Here is a 25,625-nt window from a genome sequence, read left to right as displayed (position 1 = left end):
ACTCGCATAGCTTGTAGCATCCACTTCGTCTACCCCGCACGGCGATTGAGGCAAGATGGGGGTGGAGCCAATGATGACGAACAACCACACGAAAAACACCGACAAGAAACTCTGGGGTGGCCGTTTTGCCGAGGCCACCGACGGCCTGGTGGAACTGTTCAACGCCTCGGTGGGTTTCGACCAGCGCCTGTATGAGCAGGACATTCGCGGTTCGCTGGCGCACGTCGCCATGCTGGGCAAGCAGGGCATTCTGACCGCTGAGGAAGTCGGGCAGATTTCGGACGGGCTGAACAGCGTGCTGGCCGACATTCGCGCCGGGAATTTCGAGTGGCGCCTCGACCGCGAGGACGTTCACATGAACGTGGAAGCCGCGCTGCGTGACCGCATCGGCCCGGTGGCCGGCAAACTGCACACTGCCCGCAGCCGCAACGACCAGGTGGCGGTGGATTTCCGGCTGTTCACGAAAGAAGCCGCCCTTGACCTGGCTGGCAAAACCCGCGAACTGCGGCGCGTCATGCTGGCCGAGGCCGAGAAGCACCTGCAGGACGAGGTGCTTCTGCCGGGGTACACCCACCTTCAGGTGGCGCAGCCCATCCTGCTCTCGCACTGGTTCATGGCCTACGTCGCCATGCTGGAACGCGATGAGGGCCGCCTGCGCGACGCCGCTGCGCGTATGGACGAGTCCCCGCTGGGCAGTTCGGCGCTGGCCGGCACGCCCTGGCCGCTCGACCGGCACATGACCGCCGAGGCCCTGGGCTTTGCGCGCCCCACCGCCAACAGCCTGGACGGCGTGGGCAGCCGTGACTTCGCGCTGGAATTCCTCTCGGCCTGCGCCATCCTCGCGGCGCACCTCTCGCGCCTCAGTGAAGAACTGATTCTGTATTCCACCTTCGAGTTCGGCTTTCTGACGCTGCCCGACAGCCACACCACCGGATCTTCTATCATGCCGCAGAAGAAAAACCCAGACGTGAGCGAGTTGAGCCGTGGCAAGGCCGGGCGCGTGTTCGGCAACCTGATGGGCCTGCTGACGGTCGTGAAGGGCACGCCTCTGGCCTACAACAAGGACTTGCAGGAGGACAAGGAAGGCGTGTTCGACAGCTACGACACCCTCAGCATCGTGCTGCGCCTGTACGCCGAGATGATGCCCAAGACCGTCTGGCACGCCGACGTGACCAAAGCGGCTGCTGCACGCGGGTACAGCACCGCGACCGACGTGGCCGACTTCCTGGCCCGCGGTGGCGTTCCCTTCCGCGAGGCGCACGAGGTCGTGGGCGGGCTGGTGGGCCTCGCCAGCCGCAGCGGCCGTCAACTGTGGGAACTGGCCGACGCGGAATTGCAGGGCGCCCACCCCCTCCTGAACGCCCAGGTGGCGCAGGCCCTCACCGTCGAGGAAAGTGTCCGCAGCCGCCAGAGTTACGGCGGCACCGCCCCCGAGCGCGTGCGGGAAGCCATCCGGAACGCCCGCCAGGCGCTGGAGAACTGACGTGAGCAGGGCGGGAAGGTCAGAGATGCGACGACGACACTGATTCCGGCCATTTCAGCCCGTCGCCCCCCACCCCTCAAGGAGTACCACATGACCTTAACTGACCAGCACATCAAAATCCGGCAAGCCCTGCCTACCGATCTCCCGGTGGTGGTCGACCTGCTTGAACGCACTGGCCTGCATACATCGAGCGTCACCCTGGATGAGGGCTGCACGTACTGGATCGCCGACCTGGACGGCCGGCCCGCCGGTTGCATCGGCCTGGAACAGGGCCAAGGCGCCAGCCTGATCCGTTCCACCGCCGTTCTTCCTGCCATGCGTTCGCGTGGATTGGGGCGGGCCCTGGTGCTTTCGGCCCTCACGCACGCTTCGCTGCGCGGCGACCGGATCGTGTACCTGTTCTCCAGCGAGGCCGGCGACTACTGGAAACGCTACGGCTTCGTTCCCGCCAAGGTGGGCGAAATCGAGGCGGCTCTCCCGCATGCTCCGCAGGTCGTCAGTGGCCTGACGAGGGGCTGGATTCAGCAGGAGCAGGTGTGGAAGCACACCCTGTTTCAGCCGCAGGCGCAGCCCCCCCGGGAACCAGCCACATGACCCTGCTCTCGCTGGACTCCATCGCCATTCCGGATGTTCACCCGGACGCGCCGCTGGAGACACGCAAAGCCAAACTGTCGGACATCGAAGCCATTCACGAACTCATCGGCTACTGGGCCAGCCGGGGGCAGATGCTGGTGCGTTCGCGTACCCTGCTGGCCGAGACCATTCGGGATTTTCACCTGGTGCTGGCCGAACCTCACGAGGGGAAACCGGGCGGGCTGGTGGGGGTGTGCGGGCTGCACATGCTCGCGCCGGACATCGCCGAGGTGCGCGGGCTGGCGGTTCACCCCCATATGCAGGGGCGTGGGCTGGGCAAACAGCTCGTCCTGAGTTGCGAGTCCGAGGCCCGCGCCATCGACCTGCCTACCCTGTTCGCGTGGACATATCAGCAGACCTTTTTCGAGCGCTGCGGGTTCACGCGTATCGAGAAAACGAACCTGCACCCGAAAGTCTGGAGCGAGTGCCAGCGCTGCGCCTTCTTCGAGAACTGCAACGAAATTGCCATGCTCAAGGCCCTGACCTGATTGCGCTGACTGAACCGGGTTGTCTGGATGGAACAGGCTCCGAAGTTCATCTGCTTCACCTGGCCTGCGGGCTGAGCCGGCACGCTAAAGCAGTTCTCCGAATTACGCGCTCTATGGAAGGGCACCGCAGAGCGCTCCATTCTTCGTCCTGCTCGTTCAAATTCACTCGCTCTGCTCGGACAAAATCACTGCGTTCTTTTGTCAAATGTTCTAGACTGTTGCCTTGAGGACGGGTAAGCTGCCCGCTTCCACCATGAAACGCGCCCGGCGAGGCGGTATGGAGGTATTCACATGATTCGCAAAGAACGCGCCATTCTGGCCCTGGAAGACGGCACCGTGTACCGGGGGTACGCTTTCGGGCACCGTGGGGAAACGGTGGGCGAGGTGGTGTTCAACACGTCCATGACCGGGTATCAGGAGATTATGACCGACCCCAGTTACAACGGTCAGATCGTGACCATCACTTACCCGCACGTCGGGAATTACGGCGTGGCGATCTACGACATGGAGTCGAACAAGCCGTATGTGCGCGGGTTCATCTCGCGTGAATTCAGCGGTGAGTACAGCAATTACCGCGCCCAGCAGTCGCTGGAGGAGTTCATGCAGCTCCACGGCGTGGTCAGCATTCAGGGCATCGACACCCGCGCCCTGGTGCGCAGGCTCCGCACCGGCGGCGTGGTCAAGGGCGTCATCGCGCACCGCAGTTTTACGCACCCCACCGACCCTTACGGCGAGTTCTCGCCCGAGGAGGAGCAGGTGTACGTGCAGCGCGCGCGTGACCACCAGGACATCGACGGGCACGACATGACCCGCGAAGTCACGACGCCGCTGCCCTACGCCTTCCCGACCCTGCGCCACGGCAAGCGCGTGGTGCTGATGGATTTCGGCATCAAGCACACCATCATCGAGCGGCTCTCGGAAGTGGGCATCGAACCCATCGTGGTGCCGGCGCAGACCACTCCGGCACAGATCATGGCCCTGCAACCGCACGGCCTCTTTCTGAGCAACGGCCCCGGCGACCCCGCCGCCCCCACCTACGCGCACAAGACCGCCTGGGAGATGATGGGCCTGCTGCCCACCTTCGGAATTTGCCTGGGGCACCAGATCCTGGGCCTGGCGGCGGGCGGCACCACCTTCAAGATGAAGTTCGGTCACCGCGGCGGCAACCAGCCCGTGAAGAACCTGCTGACGGGCACGGTGGAGATCACTTCACAGAACCACGGCTACGCGGTGGACATCGACAGCATCCCAGGCGGGGCCTTCATTCCCACCCATGTCAACCTCAACGACGGCACGCTGGAGGGCATGGCCCACAGCCGCTACCCGGTGTTCTCGGTGCAGTACCACCCCGAAGCGTCCCCCGGCCCGCACGACAGCCGTTATCTGTTCGAGCGCTTCATCCAGGAGATCGACGCCTTCGACGGCGGAAGCGGCACGCCCGTCCTGAAAGCCATGCCGGGTCTGAAGGGCGTTTAAGCCCCCGCAGGTCGGTAAAATTCACCTTTGTTCCGCTAGGGGTCGCCTCGTGAGGGTGGCCCCTGCCGTTGCAGGACGGCGCACCAGCCGGGCGGTATCCTGAGGGGCGTGTACCCGTCCCTCGTGAAGCCGCTGCTGTTTCGTCTCGACGCCGAAAAGGCCCACCACCTGACCCTGCGCGGCTTAGAAGTAGTCTCGCAGGTCGCTGGGCTGGAGCGACTCCGGTCGTTCACGTCCCCGGATTGCCGCGCCCTGGAGCAGACGTTGTGGGCTCAGACTTTTGCGTCACCGGTCGGCCTGGCGGCGGGCCTGGACAAGAACGGCGTGGCGGTTCCGGCTTTCAGCGCCCTGGGCTTCGGGTTTCTGGAGGTCGGCACGGTCACGCCGCTGCCGCAGCCCGGCAACGATCGCCCGCGCCTGTTCCGCCTGCCGGAAGACCAGGCCCTGATCAACCGCATGGGCTTCAACAACGGGGGCGCGGCGGCCCTGCATGCCCGCCTGAACGCCCTGAAGGCCCGGCCAGTGCCGGTGTGGGTGAACATTGGCCGCAACAAGGTCACGCCCAACGAGGACGCCGTGCAGGATTACCTGCGCTGCGTACGCGCCTTGCAGGCTGTCGCGGACGCCTTCGTGGTCAACGTCAGCAGCCCCAACACGCCCGGTCTGCGCGCGCTTCAGGCGGCCGATGACCTGAGGGCACTGGTGCGGGCAGTGGTGCAGGAGGTCGAGGAGGGCCGCGTACAGACCCTGACGCGCCCCCCGGTGCTGGTCAAGCTGGCCCCGGACCTGCATCCCGCCGACTTCGAGGCGAGCTTGCAGGCGGTGCAGGACGCCGGAGCGGCGGGCGTGATCGTGGCCAACACCACCCTGTCGCGCGAAGGTCTACGCAGCGCCGCCAGAGACGAGGCCGGCGGTCTGAGCGGCCGGCCCCTCACGCAGCGCAGCACCGAACTCGTGCGCACGGCTTACCGTCAGCTGCGCGGCACCCTGCCCATCGTCGGGGTGGGCGGTATCTTCACCGCCGAGGACGCCTACGTCAAACTCCGCGCCGGGGCCAACCTGGTTGAGGTGTACAGCGCCCTGATCTACCAGGGGCCCGGCCTGGTGGCCCGGATCAACCGCGACCTGAACACCCTGCTGGAGCGCGACGGGGTGCGGAACATCACTGAGATCGTCGGCGTGGACGCCTGAAGCCCACCTTTGAAGCCCCCGTTTAACGGGGGGTCGCGCCGTCCAGGTAAATGCTCAGCAGGGCCTGGGCGGTGCTGCGGGCGTCCGGCATGGCGGGGCCGTTCACCAGCGGAAAGGTCAGGGCCAGGAAGGTGCGGGCGTGCGCGGCGGGCGGCAGGTCGGCCCGCAATTCTCCGCGCTGGGCGGCGGCGGTCATCAGGGCGATCAGGCCGCCCATCCACACCCGGCGGTACTCGGACTCGAAGGCGGCGCGGCGGTCCGGCGAGACGTGCCGTAATTCGCTAGCGAGTTGCAGGCCCACACGCTGCTCGGGCGCCGTGTCCAGCAGTTCAGCCACCAGCGTACCGAGCTGTGCCCGGATGCCCTGCTGGGCCTGCGCGTGCTCGATCAGGCGGCTCAGTGAAGACAACGCCCCCTCCAGCAGCGCCAGGAACAGCGCTTCTTTGTCCGCGAAGTGGTGGTACAGGGCGGGCTTCGTGACGCCCACGGCCTCGGCCACCTCGCGCATGCTCACGCCGTGATACCCGCTGGCGACGAACAGCCGGGCGGCCTCCGTCTGAATTCTGTTGCGGGTGCTGTCGTGAGAGGAGTAAGGCGAGTTCGGGGACACGGTCACCCGCGCATCATACCGTGCGGGCCGCGTATTCGTTCTGGGCGGGCCGTCTGCGCCTTTCTTCTCTGCTTTTCTGGGCACCTTGTCTGTGCTCCGTATTTCGGCTCCGTGAGGATACTGACGCGCGCCTTGAGCTTCGCCTGGCTGACAGAACGCTGACAATCGGGTGACTTTCGCCTGACAGAACGCCAGCAAACTGCCAGACGTATGAAAAAGACCCTGCTGGGCCTCAGTGCCCTCTTAACGATCAGCACCGCCGCCGCCCAGAGCACCCTGACCGGCGCGGGCGCCAGCTTTCCCTACCCGCTGTACAGCAAGATGTTCGCCGAGTATAAAACTTCTGCCGGCGTGGCCGTGAACTACCAGTCGGTGGGCAGCGGCGCGGGCCAGAAACAGATCACCGAGCGCACCGTGGACTTCGCCGGCAGTGACAACCCCATGAGCGACGAGGCCATGAAGGCCGCGCCCGCCAAGCTGCTGCACATCCCCACCGCCATCGGCGCAGTCGTTCCTGCCTACAACCTGCCCGGCGTGACCGGAGCTCTGAAATTCGACGGCCCCACCCTGGCGAACATCTACCTGGGCAAAATCAAAACCTGGAACGATCCCGCCATTGCCAAGCTGAACCCCGGCATGACCATTCCCCCCCTGCCCATCACCGTGGCCCGCCGCAGTGACGGCAGCGGCACCACCTACGTCTGGAGCGACTACCTCAGCAAAGTCAGCAGCGAGTGGAAGAACAAGGTCGGCACCGGCAACTCCCTGAGCTGGCCCGTGGGCACCGGCGCCAAAGGCAACGACGGCGTGGCCGGCATCGTGAAAAGCACCCCCGGCTCGATCGGCTACGTGGAACTGGTGTACGCCAAGCAGAACAAACTGACCTTCGGCAGCGTGAAAAACCGCGCTGGCAAGTTCATCACCGCCGACAACGGCCCCGCCAGCCTGGCCGCCAACGGTGTGGTGATTCCCGCCGACACCCGCGTCAGCCTGACCAACAGCGCCAACGCCGACGCTTACCCCATCGCCAGCTTCACCTACGTGATCTTCTACCAGGATCAGAAGTACGGCTCCCGCACCGAAGCGCAGGCCCAGGCCCTCAAGAAACTCCTGAACTGGATGGTCACCAGCGGCCAGCAGTACAACGAACCCCTGGACTACGCCAAGCTGCCTGCCGGCGCTCAGAAGAAGGCCCAGAGCATCATCAACAGCATGACCTTCGGCGGCAAGAAACTGTAACCTCCGAACTTCCACGAAAGCGGCCTCCAACCGGGGGCTGCTTTTTGATTTTGTGCCGGATGCAGGTGCCTATGGTGACGGGGGCAGCGAGTGAAAAGAATGATGGATGGGTGGCGTTGGCGCCTGACTCGGCCTCTGGATGCCCTGACCTGGGTTGGTGTCAGTGACTTGCCGGACGACCAGCCCTGGGACGGCCTGAGGCTGGGCGTGATGTGGCGGTGGCGCTGCGCTTTCCTGCTCAAGGCCTGGCCGCCGTGCTGGGCGTCATGACCTTGCTGGCGGGTGCTGGCGCGGCACACCCGCGGAAGGAGGGGCCTTGGGCGTGTCCCGCGCCCCTGACGTTCCGATGACGTTTTTCCGTTGAACTGTTCATGGCCCGGAGGGGCAACCTGACTATGATTACACCCATCAAGCCACCGCCCAGCCGGAAACGCCTGACCAGCGCCAGTGACCGCGTGTTCGAGATCGTCATTCTCCTGCTCGCGTCCATCATCGTGCTGGTGTTCCTCATGAGCATCTATCAGCTGGGCAAGGAATCGCTGCCCGCGCTGAGGGAATTCGGGTGGAACTTTTTCACCAGCCGCGTGTGGAACCCGGTCACCAGGGAATTCGGCGCAGCATCCATGATCGCCGGCACGCTCGTGACCAGCCTGATCGCCCTGGCCATCAGCGTGCCGCTCGCCATTGCCAGTGCGCTGTACGTCAGCGAGTACGCCCCCAAATGGCTGGCCAACCCCGTCTCGTACCTCATCGAACTGCTGGCCGCCGTGCCCAGCGTCGTGTACGGCCTGTGGGCCCTGTTCGTCATTGCGCCCGTGCTGGGCAAATGGCAGACCAGCTTTTTCACCGACCCCGACAATATGGCCGCCCTGACGCGCTGCAACGAACTGTGGCAAAGCGGCCACACCAGCCTCCAGTGCTTCTTCGTGCCCAGTGCCGCCGCTGGCCGCGGGCTGGCGCTGGCGATCATCATCCTGACGGTCATGATTCTGCCGTACACCGCCTCGGTGGCGCGTGACGTGATCCGTCTGGTGCCGCAGGACCAGCGCGAAGCCATGTACGCTCTGGGCGCGACCAAATGGGAAGTCGTTTCCCGCGCCATCCTGCCTTACGCCCGTGCGGGCATCATGGGCGGCGTGATCCTGGCGCTGGGCCGCGCGCTGGGAGAAACGCTGGCCGTAGCGATGGTCATCGGCGACAGCCAGGACATCCTGAAAAGCATCTGGGGCAACGCCTCCACCATGGCCAGCGTCATCGCCAACCAGTTCGGCGACGCGCAGGAAAGCCTGCACCGCTCCAGCGTCGTGACGCTTGGCCTCAGCCTGTTCTTCCTGAGCGTCGTCGTGAACTACGTCGCCCGAATCATCATCGCCCGCCTCACGCCCAAAGGGATTCAGTGATGAGCCGAACTTCGCTCCATTTCCAGTCTGCCGGAAAGGCACCGTCTGCCCGTCCATTCCGCGAAGCTCGTCTTCGTTCCCACCCGCATCCGCTCGGAATTCAAGGGGTTGAAAACCTCTCTCATTCGGAAGGTCTATGAGCGCCGTGACCCGAACCATGACCCATACCGCCACCAGCACGCAACTTTCCCCGACCCGCAAAGCCAGGAACCTGCTGATGGGCGCCCTGATTACCCTCGCCACGCTGGTGGTCGTCGCGCCCCTGATCCTGATCTTCTTCTACCTGCTGAAAGAAGGCATCGGGGCCATGAACGCCGACTTCTTCACCAAAGTCCCCGCCCCCGAAGGCGAAAAGGGCGGCGGAATGCTGAACGCCATCCTGGGCAGCCTGGAAATGCTGGCGCTGGCCTCCGTGATCGGTGTGGTGGTGGGCGTGGCCGGCGGGATTTTCCTCTCCGAGTACCCGCGTCACCCGCTGATGCCCACCATTCGCATGATCAGCGACGTGCTGGCCGGTATTCCCGCCATCGTCATGGGCCTGGTCGCCTACGGCCTGGTGGTGCTGAAATTCGGCTTCTCCGGCCTGGCCGGCGCCCTGGCCTTGGGCTTCCTGATGATTCCCATCGTGGTGCGCACCAGCGAGGAAGTGCTGAAACTCGTTCCGCAGACCGTGCGTGAAGCCGGCCTGGCGCTGGGCCTGCCCAAATGGCTGGTTACCCTCAGGATCGTTCTTCCCGCCGCCGCCGGGGGCATCATCACCGGGATCATGCTGGCCCTGGCCCGCGTGGCCGGGGAAGCCGCCCCGCTGCTGTTCACTGCCTTCGGCAACAGCCTCGTGAACACCAACCCCCTGAAACCCATGAGCGCCCTGCCCCTCGAAATTTACCGCGGAGCCACCAGCGCCTACGACGAAAACCAGCGCATGGCCAAAGCCGGCGCCCTGCTGCTGATCCTGATGATCTTCGCCACCAGCTTGCTGGCCCGGCGCTTCAGCCGCCGCAAATAAGTGGCGGGCGGGAAAACATCCGCCTGAGCATTTGCCCTCGCCTGAGCTTTCATTCTCTCCTCACTACTGACACTCCGAAGGAGTCCCCACCCATGACCCAGTCTCCCATCGTCACCCCGCAACCTGCCGTTGTTCCCGCAGCGAACGTGCTGCTGTCGGCCCAGAACGTGAACATCTTCTACGGTGAGAACCGCGCCGTGAAGGACGTGAACCTGAACTTCGTGCGCGGCACCGTCAACGCCCTGATTGGCCCCAGCGGCTGCGGAAAAACCACTTTCCTGCGGGCCATCAACCGCATGCACGACCTGACGCCGGGCGCACGCGTGACCGGGCAGATTCTGCTGGACGGCGAGGACATCTACAGCGCTGGCGTCGATCCGGTGAACATGCGCCGCCGTGTGGGCATGGTGTTCCAGAAGCCCAACCCGTTTCCGACCATGAGCGTGTTCGACAACGTGGTCAGCGGCCTGAAACTGGCCGGCATACGCGACAAGAACAGGCTCATGGAAGTGTGCGAACGTTCCCTGCGCGGCGCGGCCCTGTGGGAAGAGGTGAAAGACCGCCTGCACACGCCCGCCACCGGCCTGTCGGGCGGGCAGCAGCAGCGCCTGTGCATTGCCCGCGCGCTCGCCGTGGAACCCGAAATCCTGCTGATGGACGAACCCACCAGCGCCCTCGACCCCGCCAGCACCGCCAAGATCGAGGACCTGATGACCGACCTGAAGAAGGTCACCACCATCGTCATCGTGACGCACAACATGCACCAGGCTGCCCGCGTCAGCGACACCACCAGCTTTTTCCTGGTCGGCGACATGGTCGAGCACGGCCCCACCGAACAGATCTTCCAGGCCCCCAGGGACGAGCGTACCGAAGCCTACGTGACCGGGCGATTCGGTTAAGAGGGTTGTTCGTCGGTTAGAGGCAAAGCGGTTTCAAGGCTCCCCGTTATTCACGGGGAGTTTTTCTTTGTCCGATGAGCCCGGCCCACTCGCCGCGAAACGCCCTGCCTTCACCGTTCCATAAGGTTGCCTGAAGCCGTGTTCCTGCGCCAGTTGACGGAAAGATCACATGGGGGGGCCATACTGAAGCGCGTGAACAGGAGCGGACGATGCTTAACTTGACGGGAAGCGCCCTGATCCGGGCGCGGTTCCTGCGGATGCTGAGCATCATTCTGGACGAACTGCACGCCATTCGCGAGGCCAACACCCGCGCCGAGTTTGCCGGACTCTCGGCGCGCACCGAGTTGCTGGAACACGAGACCAACGCCCTGGACATCGAACTGGAGGACGCCTGCCTGGCCGCCTTCGCGCGGGGCCTGCCCGAGTACGAACTGACCTTCCACCTGATGGTGTTCCGCAGCCTGTCCAATCTGGAGCGCGTCGGGGATTACGCCTTCAAGGTCGCCCGTGACCTGGAGACCTTTGCGCCCAGCACGCGCAGCGCCACCCTGCAAGACGCCCTGCCGCTGATCGAGCTGCTTTCGCAGATGGTCGAGCACCTGGCTTTTGCGTTCAGTGAGCTGGACGCCGCCGCCGCCCGCGAGGTCATGCGCATGGATTTCGAGCAGGTGGACGCCCTGTACGAGCAGATGAACCGAGCCAGCCTGACGCGCCTGGTCGAGCACCCCGAGGACAGCGAGATGGCCCTGACCGCCAACCGTATGGCCCGCCACCTGGAGCGCCTCGGCGACCACCTGGTGAACGTCGCCGAGCGCGTGGAGACCCTGGTGTCCGGCAATCACCCGGCTGCCCGCGCCGGGTAAGCGCCTGCCCGCGCAGACAGGGTGAAGGTGTGACTGCGGGTTATGCCGTTTGCCGAACCACCAGGCTGGGCGTGAACTTCTTGGCGCGGGGCGCCCCCTTGAAACCGGCCAGGCGGTTGAGCAGCAGCCCGGCGGCTTCATAGCCCATGCTTTCCACCGGCTGGTGCAGGGTGGTCAGGCCGCGCGCCTCGGCCCAGGGCTGGTCGTCGAAGCCGATGATGCTGACGTCCCGACCGGGAGTCAGGCCGCGGGCCAGCACCTCGTCCAGCAGCGACGCGGCAATCAGGTCGGCGGAGGCGAACACCGTGCAGGGAAAGGGGGTGCGTTCCAGCAGCCCGGCGGCGACGGTGCGGGCGGCGTAGGCGTCGAAACTGGTGGTCAGTTCTATCTCCACCTGGCGCCCGGCGGCGCTCACGGCGCTGTGAAACCCCCTGCGCCGGTCCTCGAACACACGCGTGGTGAACAGTTGATCGAGTTCGGTTTCCACCCACATGGCGTGAATGGGGCCCTCCAGCCGGGCGGCGTACTCGCCGGCCAGTTGTCCGCCCGCGACGTTGTCCATGTAGGCGCAGTCCACCCCCTCGCCGTAAGCGTCGACCAGCACGGCCGGTTGGTTCAGTTTCAGGCGGTGCTCGTTGAACAGTTGCGTGAGGTTGTACGTGGCCATCACCAGCCCGTCCGCCTGATACGCCAGGGTGTGCGACCCCAGGTAGCGTTCCAGCCGCGATTGATCCATCAGCGGAAAAATGGCCACGTCGTAGCGCGCTTCCTGAAAGGCCTGCTCCAGGCCGTTGAGCAGGCGCACGTAGAATTCCGTGGTCATGACCGGCAGCAGCACGCTGATGGTGTAGCTTTTGCCCCCGGCGATGCGGCGGGCGTGCGGGTTGGGCGTGTAGTCGAGCTGAGCCATGGCTTTCAGCACGGTGTCGCGGGTGCCTTCCTTGACGGCCGTGTGGTTGTTCAGCACGCGCGAAACGGTGCCGACGCCAACGCCGGCCAGGCGGGCCACATCCTGAATGGTGGGTTTACGCATTTGCGCCCCACAGCATACCCCGCCGGCATGGAACGGGTTCCAAAATTTGTCCCCTTCTCCACGACAGACCGCCCGCGACCGCCACGGACGCCGGCAGCACTGAAGGCGGCCTGCTCTGTCGGTCACGTGCGCGGGGACAAACGGGCCGCGCAGGCCCCCTAGAATCGCGTGACCTGGCCTTCCCACGTGGAAGTGTTCTTTCACCCCCGTCTAGGAGGTTCCACCGATATGTCTCATCCCTTCCGAGTCACTGTTTTTACCGCTCTGCTGGCCGGCATGGCGCTCGGCGCCCAGCACGCCGGGCACCCCACCCCCGCACCCGTCGCCAAAGCGGGCGCCGCGTTGCCGCTGGTAGCGCTGAACCCCACCATTGTGGCCGTGCCGCCCGGCATTCAGGAAACGGCCGCCTACCTGAGCTTGAAAAACACCAGCCACAAAGCGGTCAAACTCGTGGCGGTTCGGGCTGACGTCGCCGGGCACAGCATGTTCATGAAGACCGTGACCGGGCAGAACATGATGGGGATGCAGCCCGTTCCCGGCTTCGTGGTGCCGGCCGGCGGCACGCTGAGCATGAAGAACGACGGCAACCACATCATGCTGATGAAGCTGAAGCGTCCCCTGAAGGTGGGCGAGGTGCTGCCCATCGTTTTGCAGGCGTCCGACGGGCGCATTGTCACTGTCCGGGCCAACGTCCGGAAACCATGACGCCTCAGGTGCAGGAACTTCAGCCCGTCGCAGCGGGGCGGCCGTGGTACGTGTCGGCCATCCTGGCAGTGTGCCTCGTGACGCTGGTGCTGTCGGGGGCGTGGCTTTTTACGCGGGCGAAAAGCCCGTACCCCTTTTTTGGCACGGCCTACGACAACACGCCGACCGCCACGGCCTTCAGCGGCACCGACGATCTGGGCAAGCCCTTTACTTTCCAGCCCGGCAGCGGTCAGGTCACCACCATTTTTTTCGGGTTCACCAACTGCCCGAACATCTGCCCGCTGACGCTCTCTTACCTCAGCAAGGTTCGGGCGCAGCTCACGCCCGAACAGCAGGCCCGGTGGCAGACCCTGTTCGTCAGCGTCGACCCGCCGCGCGACACCGTGAAACGCATGCACGAGTACGTGACTTACTTCGGCGACGGTAAGGGCGTCATTGTTCCTGAACCGCAACTGAGCGCAGCCGCCCGCGCCTACGGCGTCGGCTACCAGAAAGTAGACGTGAAGGGCTTGAGCGACTACCAGATCAACCACTCCACCGGCACCTACCTGATCGACGCCACCGGGCACCTGCGGGCCATCTGGGATTACAGCCAGATGCCGCAGGTCGAGCGCCTGAAAGGGGACCTGCTGTACGTCATGGAGCACCCGGTTCGATGAGTGCCCCCGCGAACGTTTCCAGTGTCGCGTCCGGTGGCGTCGACCTGAACCCCAGCCTGGGCGACCTGCTGGCCTTCCAGGCCGACTGGCCCATGCTGCTGGCGCTGCTGAGCACGGCGGCGCTGTACGGCTGGCAGTACGCCAGAAATCGCCGGACATTGCGCTGGCCGGCCTGGAAGGTCGCACTGTTCACGCTGGCGCTGCTGCTGTGGTTCCTGACCACACAAAGCCGCAGCAGCGCCCTGACCGGGCAGAGCATGGCCCTCTACATGGGCCGGCTGATGGTGCTGGCCGAAGTGATTCCCCCCCTGCTGCTCCTGGGCCTGCCGGGCGGCATCACCCTGAACCGCCGCAGCGCCGGCGGACGCCTGCTGAGCGTGCTGCTTGACCCCTGGGTGGCGCTGGCGGTGTGGGCCGCCGTGATCATCTTCTGGAACGTGCCCGCCGGATTCAACGCCAGCGTCGTGACCAACAGCGCCACGCAACTGCTGCCGTGGCTGTACCTGCTCAGCAGCCTGATGGTGTGGGGCGTCGTGCTGCGGCCTTTGCCCAGCGTGCAGCCGGGCGATGTCGGTTCACGCGGGTGGTTCGGGCTGCTGGCCGCGCTGCCCATGATGGCGGTGGCCGCTGTGTGGCTGTACTCCCCCAGAGTCCTGTACACGCCGTACGTGAGCGCCCTGTGCCTGTGGAACCTCTCGCCGCTGCAAAACCAGCAGTGGAGCGGCTGGATCATGATGATCGCCGGACTGCCCGGCATGGCCCTGGCCTTCAGCCAACTGATCCTGTGGCTCATTAAACTGGCTGACGGAGACGCCATGCCCAAACCTCCCAGCCCACGCTTATAAGCCAGGGCTGTTGAGGGTTGCCGTGGTCAAACTGGTTCGTCTGTCCTGTCTGTGCCGTGCGCTTCGCGCAGTTTGCGCCATCTTTCAGCCACACGCGCTTCCCAGCCTTCACCAGTAGGGGAGTACAGGCCCAGGTCAACGCCGTCCGGCAGGTAATCCTGCGCGAAACTGCCCTCGGGGTCGTCGAAGTAGTAGGCGTAGCCTTTCCCGTACCCCTGCTGGCGCATCAGGGCGGTGGGGGCGTTGCGCAGATGCAGCGGAACGGGCAGCATTTCACCCTCGCGCACGGCGCTCAGGGCATTTTTCCACGCCACATACACGCTGTTGCTTTTGGGGGCCAGGGCAAGATAAACCACCGCCTGCGCCAGCGCCAGGTCACCTTCGGGACTGCCCAGGAATTCCACGGTGTCGCGCGCGGCAACGCACAGCCGCAGGGCCTGCGGGTCGGCCAGGCCGATGTCCTCGGCGGCCATGCGCACCACGCGCCGGGCCACGTAGAGGGGATCGGCCCCGCCCTCGACCATGCGGGCCAGCCAGTACAGGGCCCCGTCCACATGGCTGCCGCGCACGGACTTGTGCAGCGCGGAGATCAGGTTGTAGAAGTCCTCGCCGTTCTTGTCCATGGCCGGCAGGTGCTTTCCGAACGCTTCGGTCATCACCTCGGGCGTGACCACATCGGCCAGGGTGCACGCGATTTCCAGGGTGCCCAGCGCCCGCCGCGCGTCGCCCTCGGCCAGCCGGGAGAGCAAAGCAAGCGCGTCGTCCTGCACCTGCACGCCCTTCAGGCCGCGTTCGTCGCTCAGGGCACGGTTCAGCAGTTGCCGCACCTCGTCCTGACTGAGGGATTCCAGCACCAGCGTGCGGGCGCGGCTGCGCAGGGCGGGATTGACCTCGAAACTAGGGTTCTCGGTGGTCGCGCCGATCAGCGTCAGCAGGCCGGACTCCACGTGCGGCAAAAGGGCGTCCTGCTGGGCCTTGTTGAAGCGGTGAATCTCATCCAGAAAGAGGATGGTGCGCATGCCGCGCCCGCGCAGTCTCTCGGCCTCCGTCACGGCTTCACGCACGTCCTTCACGCCCGCCGACACGGCCGAAAGCGCAATGAAGTGCGCCCCGACCTCCCCGGCAATCAGCCGGGCCAGCGTGGTTTTGCCGACCCCCGGCGGCCCCCACAGGATCAGGCTGCCCAGCCGACCGGACGCCAGCATGCGCGTCAGGGGTTTGCCCGGCCCCAGCAGGTGTGTCTGGCCCACCACTTCCGCCACGGTGCGCGGGCGGAGACGTTCAGCGAGGGGAGCGGGTGGGTCGAACAGCGTCGTCACGCGCAAAGTTTACGGTTCCAGAAGGCCAAAAACCGCAAAGACACGCACAATGAGGGGCATGGATGACGCTTTTGCCCATCAGGTCGAACTGATTCACTTTCCTACTGGCGTGCAGGTCAGCCGCCACCCGCTCGGCGCGGACTTCCTGCTGCGCGCCGAAGGGAAGGGCACAGGCGCCGAACTCCTGCTGACCCAGGGAGCCATGAAGATGTACGGCGAAGGCCCCAGCACCAGCATGGCCCTGACCGTCCTGAAAGAAGCGGCCCAGCGGGGGTTGCCCCCACGGGCCGCCGACGGCACCTTTGAACGGTTGGTCTTTCCGGGCGACTGAGATTTTGGCCGCGAGATTGCAGCCTTACTGTGCGGTGTAAGCCAGGCTGACGGAATCGTTCTTCTTCAGGGTGATGGTCTGCGCGGCGGGCGTCTTGAAGCCGCTCACGTCCAGGCCGCTCACCGTGTACACGTGATCCTCCACCAGATTGGGAATGGTGGCCGTGCCCGTTACGGCCTGCTGAAAGACCGTCTGCTTGGTGGTGGTGTCGGTGACTGTCACCGTGGCGGTAGGTACGCCGGACACGTTGACCGTCAGCGTGTAGTTCATGGGCGCGAAGTTCGTCGAGCAGGCCGTCAGCGAGAGACCCAGAGCAGCAACCGACAGGATTTTCTTCATGACCCGTATTGTGACGCTTTTTCGCGACAGAACAAAGGGAGGGCAGAGGGGAGGCACTCATCTCGAATGTCTCCCCTCTAAAAAGTGGTTTCCCGGCGGGCCGCCTTATTCCTTGACGCCCCCGGCCACCGCTCCACCGACGAAGAAGCGCTGGAAGCTGTAGAACAGCAGCACGATGGGCAGCGCCCCCAGCGTGGCGGCGGCCGCGAAAATGCCCCACGACACGCTGCGGTCCGAGGTGAACGAAATCAGCATCAGGCCCACTGTCCACTTTTCCACGCCGGTCAGCAGCACGCTGGACAGGATGTACTCGGCGTAGGTAGCGATGAACTGGTTCAGGAAGATGAACACCAGGATGCCGCCCGACAGCGGCAGAATGACGCGCAGGAAGGTCTGCCAGCGGGTCGCACCGTCCACCAGGGCAGCTTCCTCCAGCGAGAGGGGCAGGGATTCCACGTAGCCCTTGTAAATCCAGGTGTTGAAGGCGATCGCCCCGCCCGAGTACGCCAGCACCAACCCGATCAGGCTGTTGCTGAGGCCCAGTTGCACCATCAGGCCATAAATGGCGACCAGCGCCAGCACCACCGGGAACATCTGAATGAAAATAAAGAACAGCAGCGTCTGGAAGCGCCCGGGAAAGCGCAGGCGGGCAATGGCGTACCCGGCGGTGGTGGACAGCAGAATGCCCAGCAGCCCGGTCGCACCGGACACCAGCAGGGTATTGCGCACCGACAGCAGGAATTTGCTGTTGTTGTCCCCACCGGTGAACTGCGCCGGGGTAATGAACACCACCAGCAGGGCCAGCAGGACAATGACCAGGCGGCCCAGCCAGGTGTTCAGCCTGTCCATCGCTGCACTTTCGCGCCCGTACCTGCGCAGCAGCGCGACGAGGCCCAGGGCGGCCAGGCCCGCGCCGGACAGCGTGGCGGCCAGCACCTGCCAGCCAGGAATGACGACGCCCGCGAACAGCTTCTGGAAGTTCTCGTAACTCAGGGCGTCCAGTTTGGGCAGCAGCCCGGCGCGGTACAGGAAGTTGCTGCTTTGCGGATCGGGCGACAGGAACAGGCTGTTGACGGGGTTGAAGGCCGCCACCAGCATGTAAAACAGCGGGTATACCGCGATGAGAACCACCAGCATCAGGAACAGGTGCGTCAGCTGGTCGCCCAGCACCTCCAGATAACGGATGCGGCGCCCGGTGCGGGCCTGGCCCCACTTCTGTCCGATCAGGCTGGTCAGCGCCAGCACACCGCTGGCCGCCAGCAGGAACAGCAGGAACCTCTTCCAGCCGCCCTCGATAAACAGGATGAGAGCGCCCTTAGAGCGGCCTTCCAGGCTCTTGACCATCGACGTGCCCAGCCAGATGATGCCCAGCACAAGGGCCGCCGTAACCAGCCACGGCAGCGCCTTACGCAGCGGGCCGGGTTCACGGTACACGTAGGGCGTGGCGTCGCCGGGGTCGCCGTCCTGCGCGGGGAGGTTGGGTTGCGGGTTGGCGGGCACGGTCATTTGCGGGCCTCCTCGAATACACCGGCCGCCTTGAAGTTCACCACACTGATGGCCAGCGTCAGGAAGAAGATGATCAGGGCGATGGCGCTCGCCAGGGCGAAGTTCTGGCCGCCGCTGCTGGCGAAGGCGGTGTTGTAGCCCCACGACAGCAGGATGTCGGTGGCCCCGGCGGTGCTGACCTGCCCTTCCACTGGCGGTTTGCCCTGCGTAAGCAGGTAGATGATGCCAAAGTTGTTGAAGTTGAAGGCGAAGGTGGACAGCAGAATGGGCGTAAAACTGCTGCGCAGCAGTGGCAGCGTGATGCTGGTGATCTGCTGCCAGCGGCTCGCTCCGTCGATGCTGGCGGCCTCGTACAGGTCGTCGTTGATGGTCGCCAGGGCGCTGATGGTGGCGGTCATCATGTACGGAAAACCCAGCCACAGGTTCACCAGAATGACCGCGATTTTCGCCCAGAGCGGATCATTCAGCCACGGAATGGCGATGATGCCCAGCAGACCCATGGTCTTGTTCACGATGCCGTACTGCTGGTCGAAGAGGGCTTTCCACATCTGAATGCTGATGATGGACGGCACCGCCCATGGCAAAATCAGCAGCGTGCGGTAGATGGTGCGGCCCTTGAGGCGTTTGTTGTACAGCAGAATGCCCAGGGTCAGCCCCGCCAGGGCGTTCAAGACCACGGTGCTGAAGGCAAAAATAACCGTCCACAGAAACACGGGCCAGAGCGCCTCGGTGGCCTTGCCGAAAATCTCCTGAAAGTTCTGGAGGCCGATGTACTGGTAACGGTTCACGCGCGTCACCTGGGTCACCGGCAGGCTCGCCGGTACGGGCTGCGCCAACGTCACGGCGTTGCCGGCCACGCTGGCGATCTGCGCCTTGAACGGTACCGACGCTTCCTCGTCGTACAGCACGATGGTGTCCCCGGCGCAGGTGGTCGCCTGGCACTTCAGGTAACTGGCCAGGCCGCCCTCTTCCGGGATTTCTTGCAGGGTCACGACCCTCCGCGCCGAATCCAGCGTCGCTTCGGCCCGCACACCCGAGTCCGGCATGCCGCTGTTCTGGGCGCTGTAGTTGGTAAAGGCGTAATTCACGGTCAGGACGACGGGAAGGATCGTGAACGCCCCCAGGAAGACCAGCGCGGGCAGCAGGTAGTACCAGTTGCTGATCCACGGAAACAGCCGCGCAGTAAACGGCGTCATCACCGCGAGCAATCCCAGGACGTATACCAGAATCATGTACGGCGGCGCTTTGGGGAAAGCGCCGGCCGTCAGCACGCTCAGCTGCCAGCCCACCAGCACGGCCAGGGCCAGCATGACCCCCAGAATCACGATGGCCAGCAGAAAACCGGAGGTGCCTTCGGGTGGAACGGTAGAACGCAGTGAACGGGCGGTCAGGGTCATGTCAGGGCCACAGCTCCTTGCGGGTCGGGAAAAGGGGATTGTTTACAGGCCACAATGTTACCTCCTGGGAAACGACGGCTGAAAGCCCGAAAAGCATTTGCTGAACATTATGAATTGTGCCCAGGGCACTCAAAAAGAAGCAGACGGAACCGCGGGGTTCCATCTGCCTCCTTCTGCTGCGCCTGTCACTGGGCTGGGTCAGCCCTTACTTGATGTTGCCGTTGATTTCCTGCACGGCCTTGTCCAGAATCTGCGAGTAGTTCTGGCCGGACTTCTGCACGCTCTGGGCGATGGCGTTGCTCCACGGGCCCCAGACGGCGCCCATCTGAGCAACATTGGGCATGGGCGTCCCGGCGCTGATGCTCTTGCCGAAGCCGGCAACCACCGGGTCGGCCTTCAGTCTGGTGCGGGCCGCCAGGCTCACGGGGATACGCCCACCGGCCTTGTTGAAGGCGATCTGCGCGTCGGCGCTGCTCATCTGCTTGGCAAAGGCAGCGGAGGCGGCTTTGTTCTTGCTGTAGGCGCTCATCAGGGTGCCCTGCACGCCCACGAAGGGGCTCCACTTGCCGGTGGCGCCGGGAGGGGTGGGGAACTGCATGATACCGTAGTCGATCTTGGCTTTCTTGATGTCGGCCATATCCCAGGGGCCAGTCAGGAACATCGCCAGGCGACCATCGGTGAAGGCGTTCTTGGCCGAGCCGCCGTCCACACCCTCGGGCACCAGGTTGTACTTGTAACGCAGGTCGTTCAGGAAAGCGCTGGCCTTGTCGGCGCCAGTGTTGGAGAGGCCCACGTCCTTGACGTTCAGGGTGCCGCCGTTGTTCTTGAACACGTAGCCGCCGTAAGCGCTGATGATGCCGTAGTTCATGTAGGCGTTGCCCAGGTCGGCCAGGTAACCGAACTTGCCGTTACCGGTGTTGGCCTGCGCCACTTTCAGGAATTCATTCCAGGTGGTGGGCGCCTTGCTGACCAGTTTCTTGTTGTAGACCACGGCCACAGCTTCCGCGAACATGGGAATGCCCAGCAGTTTGCCCTGGTAGGTGAAGGCGTTCACGGCGGTCTTATCCAGGTCGGTACGGCTGGTAACGTACTTGTCCATGGGTTCCACGACGCCGGCAGAGGCCAGCTGGCCCAGGCGATCCTGCGGCAGGGTGACCACCAGGTCAGGCCCCTGGCCCTTGGGGGCGCTCTGAATCAGCTTGTCGGGAATCGTGTCGAAGGGCACGCTGACCACGGTGACCTTGTTGCCAGTCTTCTTCTCGAACTGCGCAGCCTGCTGCTTGAGCCAGTCGAGTTCGGCGGTGCCGAAATGCGTCCACACCGTGATGTTGGCGGCACTGGCCTGCGAGACGAGGGCAAGGGAAAGAGCGAGGAAAGCTTTTTTCATGACACTCCTTGGCGGGGCGGCTGTGAACCGCTTCCACATACTGGGATTTCAACTGACCACGGGTTGGTGGTCGCAGGGAAAAGGTCAACAGGTGCGTTCAAGTTCAATGAGTCTTGGGGGCTCGTGCCCGAGTATAAGAGTTTCATGACGGCCTGACAACGCCCTGAACTTACCTTCCTGTTCACGTTTGCGTCAGGTAAATTATCTTTTTCTGAACCGCGTTCAGAGGGTTTCCCCTTCTCTAAGCGATGAGTGAATTTCGCCTCAAAAATCGCTTAATCAACTTGTCTTACCGATCGGTAAGCTGGGTGCGATATAGTGGAGCCATGATGGCCAATGCTGCCCCCCCCCAAGCTCCAGCCAGTACCAAACTGATTCTCTTTTTCACCATCCTGATCGCCATGCTGGGCCTCAGCGTCCTGTTTCCCATCATCGCTCCGCTGGCCCGCCAGTTGGGCCTCAGCGAAACGCAGGCCGGCTGGTTCTCGACCGCCTACAGCCTGATGCAGTTCATCTTCAGCCCCATCTGGGGCAGCCGCAGCGAGAAACTGGGCCGCAAGCCCATCCTAATTATGGGCCTGGTCGGCTTCTCGCTCAGCTTCGGACTGTTCGGTCTGTTCGCGCACCTGGGCCTAAGTGGTGTCCTCGGCGGCAGCGCCCTGTTCGCCCTGCTGGTGATTGCCCGTCTGATTGGCGGGATGCTCTCCAGCGCCACGCTGCCCACTGCCCAGGCCATGATGGCCGACCTGACCGACCAGAACAACCGTGCCGCCGCCATGGGCCTGATCGGTGCGGCCTTCGGGCTGGGCGTGGTATTTGGCCCCGGTATCGGCGCCCTGCTCAGCACCATCAGCCTGACCGCTCCCATCTACTTCAGCGCCGGCCTGGGCCTGGTCACCGCGCTGGTCGCGTATTTTGTCCTGCCGGAAACCAGACGCGCCGACCACCAGCCCGCGCAGCCCGGCGATCGCCGCGCCCTGCTGGGCCGGGGGGCCATTCCCCTCTTCCTGGCCGTCAGTGCCCTGACCACTCTGGCCAGCGTCGGCATGGAACAGACCATCGGCTTTTACGTGCAGGACACCCTGCAACTCACCCCCGCGCAGACCGCCAGAACCGTGGGCGGCATGCTCGCCATCTTCGGCGTGGTCGCCGCCGCCGTGCAGGGCGGCGCCATCCGGCCCCTGAGCAAGAAAATCAACCCCCCGGCCCTGATCACAGCCGGCCTGATCGTCATGGGTCTGGGCATGTTCCTGCTGCCGCACACCAGCACCTACTGGCCCATTACCACTGCCCTGGCCGTGATCGGCGTCGGCAGCGCCATCCTGAGCCCCAGCCTCAGCGCCGCCCTGAGCCTCAGTGTTCCCGGCAACCAGCAGGGCACCGTCGCGGGCCTGAACAGCAGCGCCCTGGCGCTGGGCCGCATGACCGGCCCCCTCATCGGTACGGCCCTGTACCAGAAAGTCAGCCACGGGTCGCCGTACCTGTTCAGCGCCGGCGTGCTGGCCCTGCTGCTGGTCTGGACGCTACTGGCCCGGCCCAAAGTCAATGTTCACGCCGAGACGGCGCAGCACGCGTAAGGGAGAAGCAATTCCTCTCTGGTCACACTCAAAAAACACGCCCGCCAGATTGACTGGCGGGCGTTGCTTTTATCGGGTGGCTCAGGCTTTGGGGGTCGCGGCGTTGCTCACGCTGGCCTTGCGGCGATCCTTCCATTCCTCGAAGTAAACGACCAGCGGCGCGACGATGTAGATGCTGCTGTAGGTGCCGACCAGAATCCCGATCAGCAGGATCAGGCTGAAGTCGCGCAGTACCGGGCCGCCGAACACCAGCAGGCTGACCAGCGGCAGCATGGTGCTGACCGACGTCATGACCGTGCGCGAAAGCGTCTGGTTGATGGACGTGTTCACGATCTCGCGGTACGACCTGCCGCGCATCTCCCTGAGGTTCTCGCGGATTCGGTCCGACACGATGATCGAATCGTTCAGCGAGTACCCGATCAGGGTCAGCAGCGCCGCCACCGACGCAATGGTGAACTCCAGGCCCAGCAGGCTGAACAGGCCCATGGCGATCGCCACGTCGTGAATGGCCGCGATGATGCTGCCCAGACCCATGATGAAATCGAAGCGGAACCCCACGTACACCAGGATCAGCCCCAGGCCCAGCAGCACGGCCTTGATGGTCTTGTCGGTCAGTTCCTTTCCGACGGCAGGGCCGACCGTTTCGGTGGCCAGCACCTCGCCTTTCACCTTGGCGATGGCCTGCGTGACCTGATTCGCTTCTGCCGCCGTCAACTCGGGGGCCTTCACGGTGAACTGCGTTCCCGCCTGCCCCGCCACCAGATCCTGCTGAATGGCCGCGTTGTTGGCCGTGATTTTACTGACACCCGCACCTGCCACCGCCGAGCGAATCTGCTCGGTTCCCGTGCCCGCCGGGGCACGCACGGTCATGGTGGTGCCGCTGGTGAAGTCCACGCCGTAATTCAGGCCCTTCGCCGCCAGGATGCCCGCCCCGGCCAGCGCCAGCAGCACCGAGGTCGTCGTCACGATGGGCGACGCCTTGATGAAATCGAACGCCGTGTGCTTGATGCGCTGCGGCGCAGTCATGTTCGGCTTGCGCTGCGCCAGCCACTCCATGAACCACTTGGCGAACACCAGGTTGGAGAAGGTACTGGCGATCACGCCGATGATCAGGGTCACCGCGAAGCCCTTCACCGGGCCGGTCGAGTAGTTGTAGAGCGCCAGCGCCGACAGCAGGTGAGAAGCGTTCACGTCCAGAATGGCCGCCGTGGAGTGCTGATAGCCGGCGTTGATGGAGTTGCGGATGCCCTTGCCCTTCTGCAACTCCTCCTTGATGCGCTCGAACGAGATCACGTTTCCGTCGACCGCCGCCCCGATGGTCAGCACCAGGCCCGCGATGCCCGGTAGGGTCAGGGTCGCGCCGAAACCGCCCAGCATGCCCAGAATCACGACGCCGGAGAACAGCAGGCCCAGCGCGCCCACCAGACCGAACCAGAAGCCGTAGTACAGGAAGAGCATCACGAACACCAGCAGGATGCCCACCACTGCCGCGATCGCGCCGCTGCGAATGGCGTCTGCCCCCAGCGTCGGCCCGATGGCCCGCTCGGCTTCGGTCTTGATCTTGATGGGCAGGGCGCCCGATTTGAGCACCAGCGCCAGCTGGCTGGCCTCGGCACTGTCGAAATTCCCGCTGATCTGACCGCCGCCGTACAGCGCCGCCTGAATGGTCGCCACCGACTTGATCTGGTCATCGAGCACCACCGCCATGCTCTTGCCGATGTTCGCCCGCGTGAAGTCCCCGAACTTCTTCGAGCCTTCACCCGTCGTTTTGAACGACACCACCCAGCGTCCGGTCTGCGGATCGGTGCCTGCCGAAGCGTCCGAAATCACTTCCCCGGTTGCCTGCACCGGCCCCAGGTCAGTCACCTTGTATCCCAGTGAAGTCGGGTTTTTCGTCGCCTCCGCCTGGTCGGGTTTGGCAGTCGGAGGCACGATCCGGAACTCCAGTTTGGCGGTGCGCTGAATGATCTCGCGGGCCTGCTGCTGCACGGCCGGCGTCGCCCCCGGAATTTCCACCACCACGCGCTTGCCGCCCGATACCGTCACTGTGGGCTCGGCCACGCCCAGCGCGTTGATGCGGTTCTCGATGACCGTCTTCACGCGGTCGAGTTCATCGCGCGTGGCGTTGCCCTTCTCGGGCGCCAGCTCGATCCGCAGGCCGCCCTTGAGGTCCAGGCCCAGCGTCATGAACTGAAACTTGTCGTTCCACAAACTCAGCGGCGTCTCCTGGTGCTGCCAGGGTCGCCAGATAAACGCCAGGCTGGCCAGCAAGGTGATCAAGAGCAGCAGCGCCGTCCACGGACTTCTGCCCTGCGCAGGTGGCGGCGCCGGCCGCTTGGACATGTGCCGATTGCTCTGCGTCCCCTTCGGACGCTGTTTATTTCCGTAAGTCACGAATAGTTACTCCTCAATAAAATGAAAGCGAAAAGCCAGGAAGCATAACGGTTAAAGACCAGCTAGCCGCCGTCCGTCTGCCAGCGGCCCCACCAGCTCAACTCCAGGGGAGGCGCCACGAAGTCCCACACGCCCGCCAGCGCCAGGAATTCACCCGGCAGGCTGGGCAAACGGAAGGGCTCCGCCGCCGTCCCTGTTAGCAGCGGCACCGGCGCATTCGGTTGCGGCAAAGGCCGCCACTCTGGCAAAGCCGGCGCGACCGGGGCCGCCGTCAACCGTGGCTGAGGCTCCGGCTGGTGCGGCTGCGCGCTCAGCAGCACGGCCAGCACAGACAGGAAAGTCAGCGCCCCGGGCCACGCCAGCAAACGTGCCCGCCAGGCAAAAGGAAGTTGACGCCAGCCCTTCAAAGCGACTGAGCATATCAAAAGCGTGGTGAGAAGAAACGCGAGGAGTGGGGGAGAGGGGCGGTTGAGTGGCGTGCTTCCCCTACCCCCCCAGCCCCCCTATCCCCACCGGGGACAGGGGGGAATGTCGCTGCGCTCGGCAGGTGGATGCGGTTTGCGGAGGCTGGCTTTGAGACGGGGCTTAAAGCAAGAGGGCTTTGTGTGCGGAATGTGCGGGGACGGTTCCTATGGCCCGTGCGCTGCGCGCCCGACGGCCTCGGTCTGATTGAACACTTGCGTTTCCTGGTAGGGAAGGGCCGTGCCCGCGCGCTGCTCACTGGCGCTGCGCCACTTGCCATTCAGGACGCCGTTCTTGATTGGTGTGGTATCCCCGGCGAAACAATCGTTGCCTGGGTCACGGTTGCTTGCCGTTTTCTCACTCAAAAGCCATACACTACCCAC

At 64.5% G+C, this 25,625-nt stretch carries 25 protein-coding genes; 15 read left to right on the top strand and 10 right to left on the bottom strand.

Translation table 11 applies throughout. The features are described 5' to 3' along the window. The first annotated feature begins 73 nt into the window (after nt 1-73). The 5 genes from argH (at nt 74) to E5Z01_RS02720 (ending at nt 5,271) form a co-directional block, all read left to right on the top strand. Nucleotides 74-1,483, top strand: coding sequence for an argininosuccinate lyase (gene argH / locus E5Z01_RS02745; protein ID WP_135227975.1), 1,410 nt, complete (start codon nt 74-76; stop codon nt 1,481-1,483). Between the two features lie 90 nt (nt 1,484-1,573). Continuing rightward, nucleotides 1,574-2,077 (top strand): GNAT family N-acetyltransferase, encoded by a 504-nt coding sequence (locus E5Z01_RS02740; protein ID WP_135227974.1) that lies wholly within the window; start codon nt 1,574-1,576, stop codon nt 2,075-2,077. Further along, entirely contained in the window at nt 2,074-2,604 is a 531-nt protein-coding gene (locus E5Z01_RS02735; RefSeq protein WP_135227973.1) for an N-acetyltransferase, read from the top strand. The genes E5Z01_RS02740 and E5Z01_RS02735 overlap by 4 nt, the downstream gene beginning before the upstream one ends. A gap of 291 nt (nt 2,605-2,895) precedes the next feature. Beyond that, the gene (gene carA, locus E5Z01_RS02725) at nt 2,896-4,080 is read left to right on the top strand and encodes a glutamine-hydrolyzing carbamoyl-phosphate synthase small subunit (protein WP_135227972.1); all 1,185 of its coding nucleotides are present in this window, start codon (nt 2,896-2,898) and stop codon (nt 4,078-4,080) included. 108 nt (nt 4,081-4,188) lie between these two features. Then, entirely contained in the window at nt 4,189-5,271 is a 1,083-nt protein-coding gene (locus E5Z01_RS02720; RefSeq protein ID WP_135227971.1) for a quinone-dependent dihydroorotate dehydrogenase, read from the top strand. A gap of 22 nt (nt 5,272-5,293) precedes the next feature. Here E5Z01_RS02720 and E5Z01_RS02715 read toward each other — a convergent pair whose 3' ends face one another. After that, the gene (locus tag E5Z01_RS02715; RefSeq protein WP_135227970.1) at nt 5,294-5,887 is read right to left on the bottom strand and encodes a TetR/AcrR family transcriptional regulator; all 594 of its coding nucleotides are present in this window, start codon (nt 5,885-5,887) and stop codon (nt 5,294-5,296) included. A 204-nt stretch (nt 5,888-6,091) separates the two neighbouring features. Between E5Z01_RS02715 and pstS the strand changes: the two genes are divergently transcribed. From pstS to E5Z01_RS02690, 5 genes are all read left to right on the top strand, one after another. After that, nucleotides 6,092-7,120, top strand: a complete 1,029-nt coding sequence (gene pstS / locus E5Z01_RS02710) for a phosphate ABC transporter substrate-binding protein PstS (protein WP_167757740.1) — start codon at nt 6,092-6,094, stop codon at nt 7,118-7,120. 395 nt (nt 7,121-7,515) lie between these two features. Continuing rightward, a complete protein-coding gene (pstC, locus tag E5Z01_RS02705) occupies nt 7,516-8,520 on the top strand; it encodes a phosphate ABC transporter permease subunit PstC (RefSeq protein WP_167757739.1) in 1,005 nt (334 codons plus the stop codon). Between the two features lie 136 nt (nt 8,521-8,656). Continuing rightward, on the top strand, nt 8,657-9,526 hold the full coding sequence (gene pstA / locus E5Z01_RS02700) for a phosphate ABC transporter permease PstA (protein ID WP_167757738.1): 870 nt from the start codon (nt 8,657-8,659) through the stop codon (nt 9,524-9,526). Nucleotides 9,527-9,618: 92 nt separating this feature from the next. Next, nucleotides 9,619-10,425: a phosphate ABC transporter ATP-binding protein PstB gene (pstB, locus tag E5Z01_RS02695; protein ID WP_135227967.1), complete on the top strand. Its 807-nt coding sequence runs from the start codon at nt 9,619-9,621 to the stop codon at nt 10,423-10,425. A gap of 209 nt (nt 10,426-10,634) precedes the next feature. Next, on the top strand, nt 10,635-11,288 hold the full coding sequence (locus tag E5Z01_RS02690; protein ID WP_240738147.1) for a phosphate signaling complex PhoU family protein: 654 nt from the start codon (nt 10,635-10,637) through the stop codon (nt 11,286-11,288). 40 nt (nt 11,289-11,328) lie between these two features. On the opposite strand, the gene E5Z01_RS02685 is transcribed toward E5Z01_RS02690, so the two are convergent. Next, entirely contained in the window at nt 11,329-12,321 is a 993-nt protein-coding gene (locus tag E5Z01_RS02685; RefSeq protein WP_135227966.1) for a LacI family DNA-binding transcriptional regulator, read from the bottom strand. Between the two features lie 168 nt (nt 12,322-12,489). Between E5Z01_RS02685 and E5Z01_RS02680 the strand changes: the two genes are divergently transcribed. Genes E5Z01_RS02680 through E5Z01_RS02670 form a run of 3 tightly spaced genes read left to right on the top strand, consistent with a single transcriptional unit; the run spans nt 12,490 to nt 14,530 of the window. Then, nucleotides 12,490-13,026 (top strand): copper chaperone PCu(A)C, encoded by a 537-nt coding sequence (locus tag E5Z01_RS02680; RefSeq protein WP_135227965.1) that lies wholly within the window; start codon nt 12,490-12,492, stop codon nt 13,024-13,026. Continuing rightward, entirely contained in the window at nt 13,023-13,685 is a 663-nt protein-coding gene (locus E5Z01_RS02675; RefSeq protein WP_135227964.1) for an SCO family protein, read from the top strand. Before E5Z01_RS02680 ends, E5Z01_RS02675 begins: the two co-directional genes overlap by 4 nt. After that, nucleotides 13,682-14,530, top strand: coding sequence for a cytochrome c oxidase assembly protein (locus E5Z01_RS02670; protein WP_167757737.1), 849 nt, complete (start codon nt 13,682-13,684; stop codon nt 14,528-14,530). The genes E5Z01_RS02675 and E5Z01_RS02670 overlap by 4 nt, the downstream gene beginning before the upstream one ends. Nucleotides 14,531-14,556: 26 nt before the next feature. On the opposite strand, the gene E5Z01_RS02665 is transcribed toward E5Z01_RS02670, so the two are convergent. Then, nucleotides 14,557-15,849 carry a replication-associated recombination protein A gene (locus E5Z01_RS02665; RefSeq protein WP_135227963.1) on the bottom strand — a complete coding sequence of 431 codons (1,293 nt, stop codon included), beginning with the start codon at nt 15,847-15,849 and terminating at the stop codon, nt 14,557-14,559. A gap of 58 nt (nt 15,850-15,907) precedes the next feature. On the opposite strand from E5Z01_RS02665, the gene E5Z01_RS02660 reads away from it, so the two are divergent. Further along, entirely contained in the window at nt 15,908-16,180 is a 273-nt protein-coding gene (locus E5Z01_RS02660; RefSeq protein WP_240738146.1) for a hypothetical protein, read from the top strand. Between the two features lie 24 nt (nt 16,181-16,204). On the opposite strand, the gene E5Z01_RS02655 is transcribed toward E5Z01_RS02660, so the two are convergent. The 4 genes from E5Z01_RS02655 to E5Z01_RS02640 form a co-directional block, all read right to left on the bottom strand. Continuing rightward, on the bottom strand, nt 16,205-16,519 hold the full coding sequence (locus tag E5Z01_RS02655) for a hypothetical protein (protein ID WP_135227961.1): 315 nt from the start codon (nt 16,517-16,519) through the stop codon (nt 16,205-16,207). Nucleotides 16,520-16,624: 105 nt separating this feature from the next. Continuing rightward, nucleotides 16,625-18,025 (bottom strand): sugar ABC transporter permease, encoded by a 1,401-nt coding sequence (locus E5Z01_RS02650; protein ID WP_135227960.1) that lies wholly within the window; start codon nt 18,023-18,025, stop codon nt 16,625-16,627. Then, nucleotides 18,022-19,422, bottom strand: coding sequence for an ABC transporter permease subunit (locus E5Z01_RS02645; protein WP_135227959.1), 1,401 nt, complete (start codon nt 19,420-19,422; stop codon nt 18,022-18,024). Before E5Z01_RS02645 ends, E5Z01_RS02650 begins: the two co-directional genes overlap by 4 nt. A gap of 205 nt (nt 19,423-19,627) precedes the next feature. Continuing rightward, on the bottom strand, nt 19,628-20,809 hold the full coding sequence (locus E5Z01_RS02640; RefSeq protein WP_135227958.1) for a sugar ABC transporter substrate-binding protein: 1,182 nt from the start codon (nt 20,807-20,809) through the stop codon (nt 19,628-19,630). 326 nt (nt 20,810-21,135) lie between these two features. Between E5Z01_RS02640 and E5Z01_RS02635 the strand changes: the two genes are divergently transcribed. Then, entirely contained in the window at nt 21,136-22,386 is a 1,251-nt protein-coding gene (locus tag E5Z01_RS02635; protein ID WP_420810826.1) for an MFS transporter, read from the top strand. Between the two features lie 81 nt (nt 22,387-22,467). Here the strand turns inward: E5Z01_RS02635 and secD are convergent, their stop codons facing one another. The 3 genes from secD to E5Z01_RS02620 all read right to left on the bottom strand — a co-directional run bounded on the left by secD (nt 22,468) and on the right by E5Z01_RS02620 (nt 25,607). Then, nucleotides 22,468-24,780: a protein translocase subunit SecD gene (secD, locus tag E5Z01_RS02630; RefSeq protein ID WP_135227957.1), complete on the bottom strand. Its 2,313-nt coding sequence runs from the start codon at nt 24,778-24,780 to the stop codon at nt 22,468-22,470. A gap of 62 nt (nt 24,781-24,842) precedes the next feature. Then, nucleotides 24,843-25,187, bottom strand: a complete 345-nt coding sequence (locus E5Z01_RS02625; protein WP_135227956.1) for a hypothetical protein — start codon at nt 25,185-25,187, stop codon at nt 24,843-24,845. Nucleotides 25,188-25,409: 222 nt separating this feature from the next. Further along, a complete protein-coding gene (locus E5Z01_RS02620) occupies nt 25,410-25,607 on the bottom strand; it encodes a hypothetical protein (RefSeq protein WP_135227955.1) in 198 nt (65 codons plus the stop codon). Nucleotides 25,608-25,625 lie beyond the last annotated feature (18 nt).

The organism is Deinococcus fonticola (assembly GCF_004634215.1).
GTDB lineage: Bacteria > Deinococcota > Deinococci > Deinococcales > Deinococcaceae > Deinococcus > Deinococcus fonticola.
The sequence above is the reverse complement of the archived record's forward strand: the minus strand, read 5'-3'. Positions and strand labels throughout refer to the sequence as shown.

What these genes read in the sequence shown, in the direction of transcription:
- argH (WP_135227975.1), top strand. Translation starts at nt 74, where the DNA reads ATGACGAACAACCACACGAAAAACACCGACAAGAAACTCTGGGGTGGC.
- E5Z01_RS02740 (WP_135227974.1), top strand. Translation starts at nt 1,574, where the DNA reads ATGACCTTAACTGACCAGCACATCAAAATCCGGCAAGCCCTGCCTACC.
- E5Z01_RS02735 (WP_135227973.1), top strand. Translation starts at nt 2,074, where the DNA reads ATGACCCTGCTCTCGCTGGACTCCATCGCCATTCCGGATGTTCACCCG.
- carA (WP_135227972.1), top strand. Translation starts at nt 2,896, where the DNA reads ATGATTCGCAAAGAACGCGCCATTCTGGCCCTGGAAGACGGCACCGTG.
- pstS (WP_167757740.1), top strand. Translation starts at nt 6,092, where the DNA reads ATGAAAAAGACCCTGCTGGGCCTCAGTGCCCTCTTAACGATCAGCACC.
- pstC (WP_167757739.1), top strand. Translation starts at nt 7,516, where the DNA reads ATGATTACACCCATCAAGCCACCGCCCAGCCGGAAACGCCTGACCAGC.
- pstA (WP_167757738.1), top strand. Translation starts at nt 8,657, where the DNA reads ATGAGCGCCGTGACCCGAACCATGACCCATACCGCCACCAGCACGCAA.
- pstB (WP_135227967.1), top strand. Translation starts at nt 9,619, where the DNA reads ATGACCCAGTCTCCCATCGTCACCCCGCAACCTGCCGTTGTTCCCGCA.
- E5Z01_RS02690 (WP_240738147.1), top strand. Translation starts at nt 10,635, where the DNA reads ATGCTTAACTTGACGGGAAGCGCCCTGATCCGGGCGCGGTTCCTGCGG.
- E5Z01_RS02685 (WP_135227966.1), bottom strand. Translation starts at nt 12,321, where the DNA reads ATGCGTAAACCCACCATTCAGGATGTGGCCCGCCTGGCCGGCGTTGGC.
- E5Z01_RS02675 (WP_135227964.1), top strand. Translation starts at nt 13,023, where the DNA reads ATGACGCCTCAGGTGCAGGAACTTCAGCCCGTCGCAGCGGGGCGGCCG.
- E5Z01_RS02670 (WP_167757737.1), top strand. Translation starts at nt 13,682, where the DNA reads ATGAGTGCCCCCGCGAACGTTTCCAGTGTCGCGTCCGGTGGCGTCGAC.
- E5Z01_RS02660 (WP_240738146.1), top strand. Translation starts at nt 15,908, where the DNA reads ATGGATGACGCTTTTGCCCATCAGGTCGAACTGATTCACTTTCCTACT.
- E5Z01_RS02655 (WP_135227961.1), bottom strand. Translation starts at nt 16,519, where the DNA reads ATGAAGAAAATCCTGTCGGTTGCTGCTCTGGGTCTCTCGCTGACGGCC.
- E5Z01_RS02650 (WP_135227960.1), bottom strand. Translation starts at nt 18,025, where the DNA reads ATGACCGTGCCCGCCAACCCGCAACCCAACCTCCCCGCGCAGGACGGC.
- E5Z01_RS02645 (WP_135227959.1), bottom strand. Translation starts at nt 19,422, where the DNA reads ATGACCCTGACCGCCCGTTCACTGCGTTCTACCGTTCCACCCGAAGGC.
- E5Z01_RS02640 (WP_135227958.1), bottom strand. Translation starts at nt 20,809, where the DNA reads ATGAAAAAAGCTTTCCTCGCTCTTTCCCTTGCCCTCGTCTCGCAGGCC.
- E5Z01_RS02635 (WP_420810826.1), top strand. Translation starts at nt 21,136, where the DNA reads ATGATGGCCAATGCTGCCCCCCCCCAAGCTCCAGCCAGTACCAAACTG.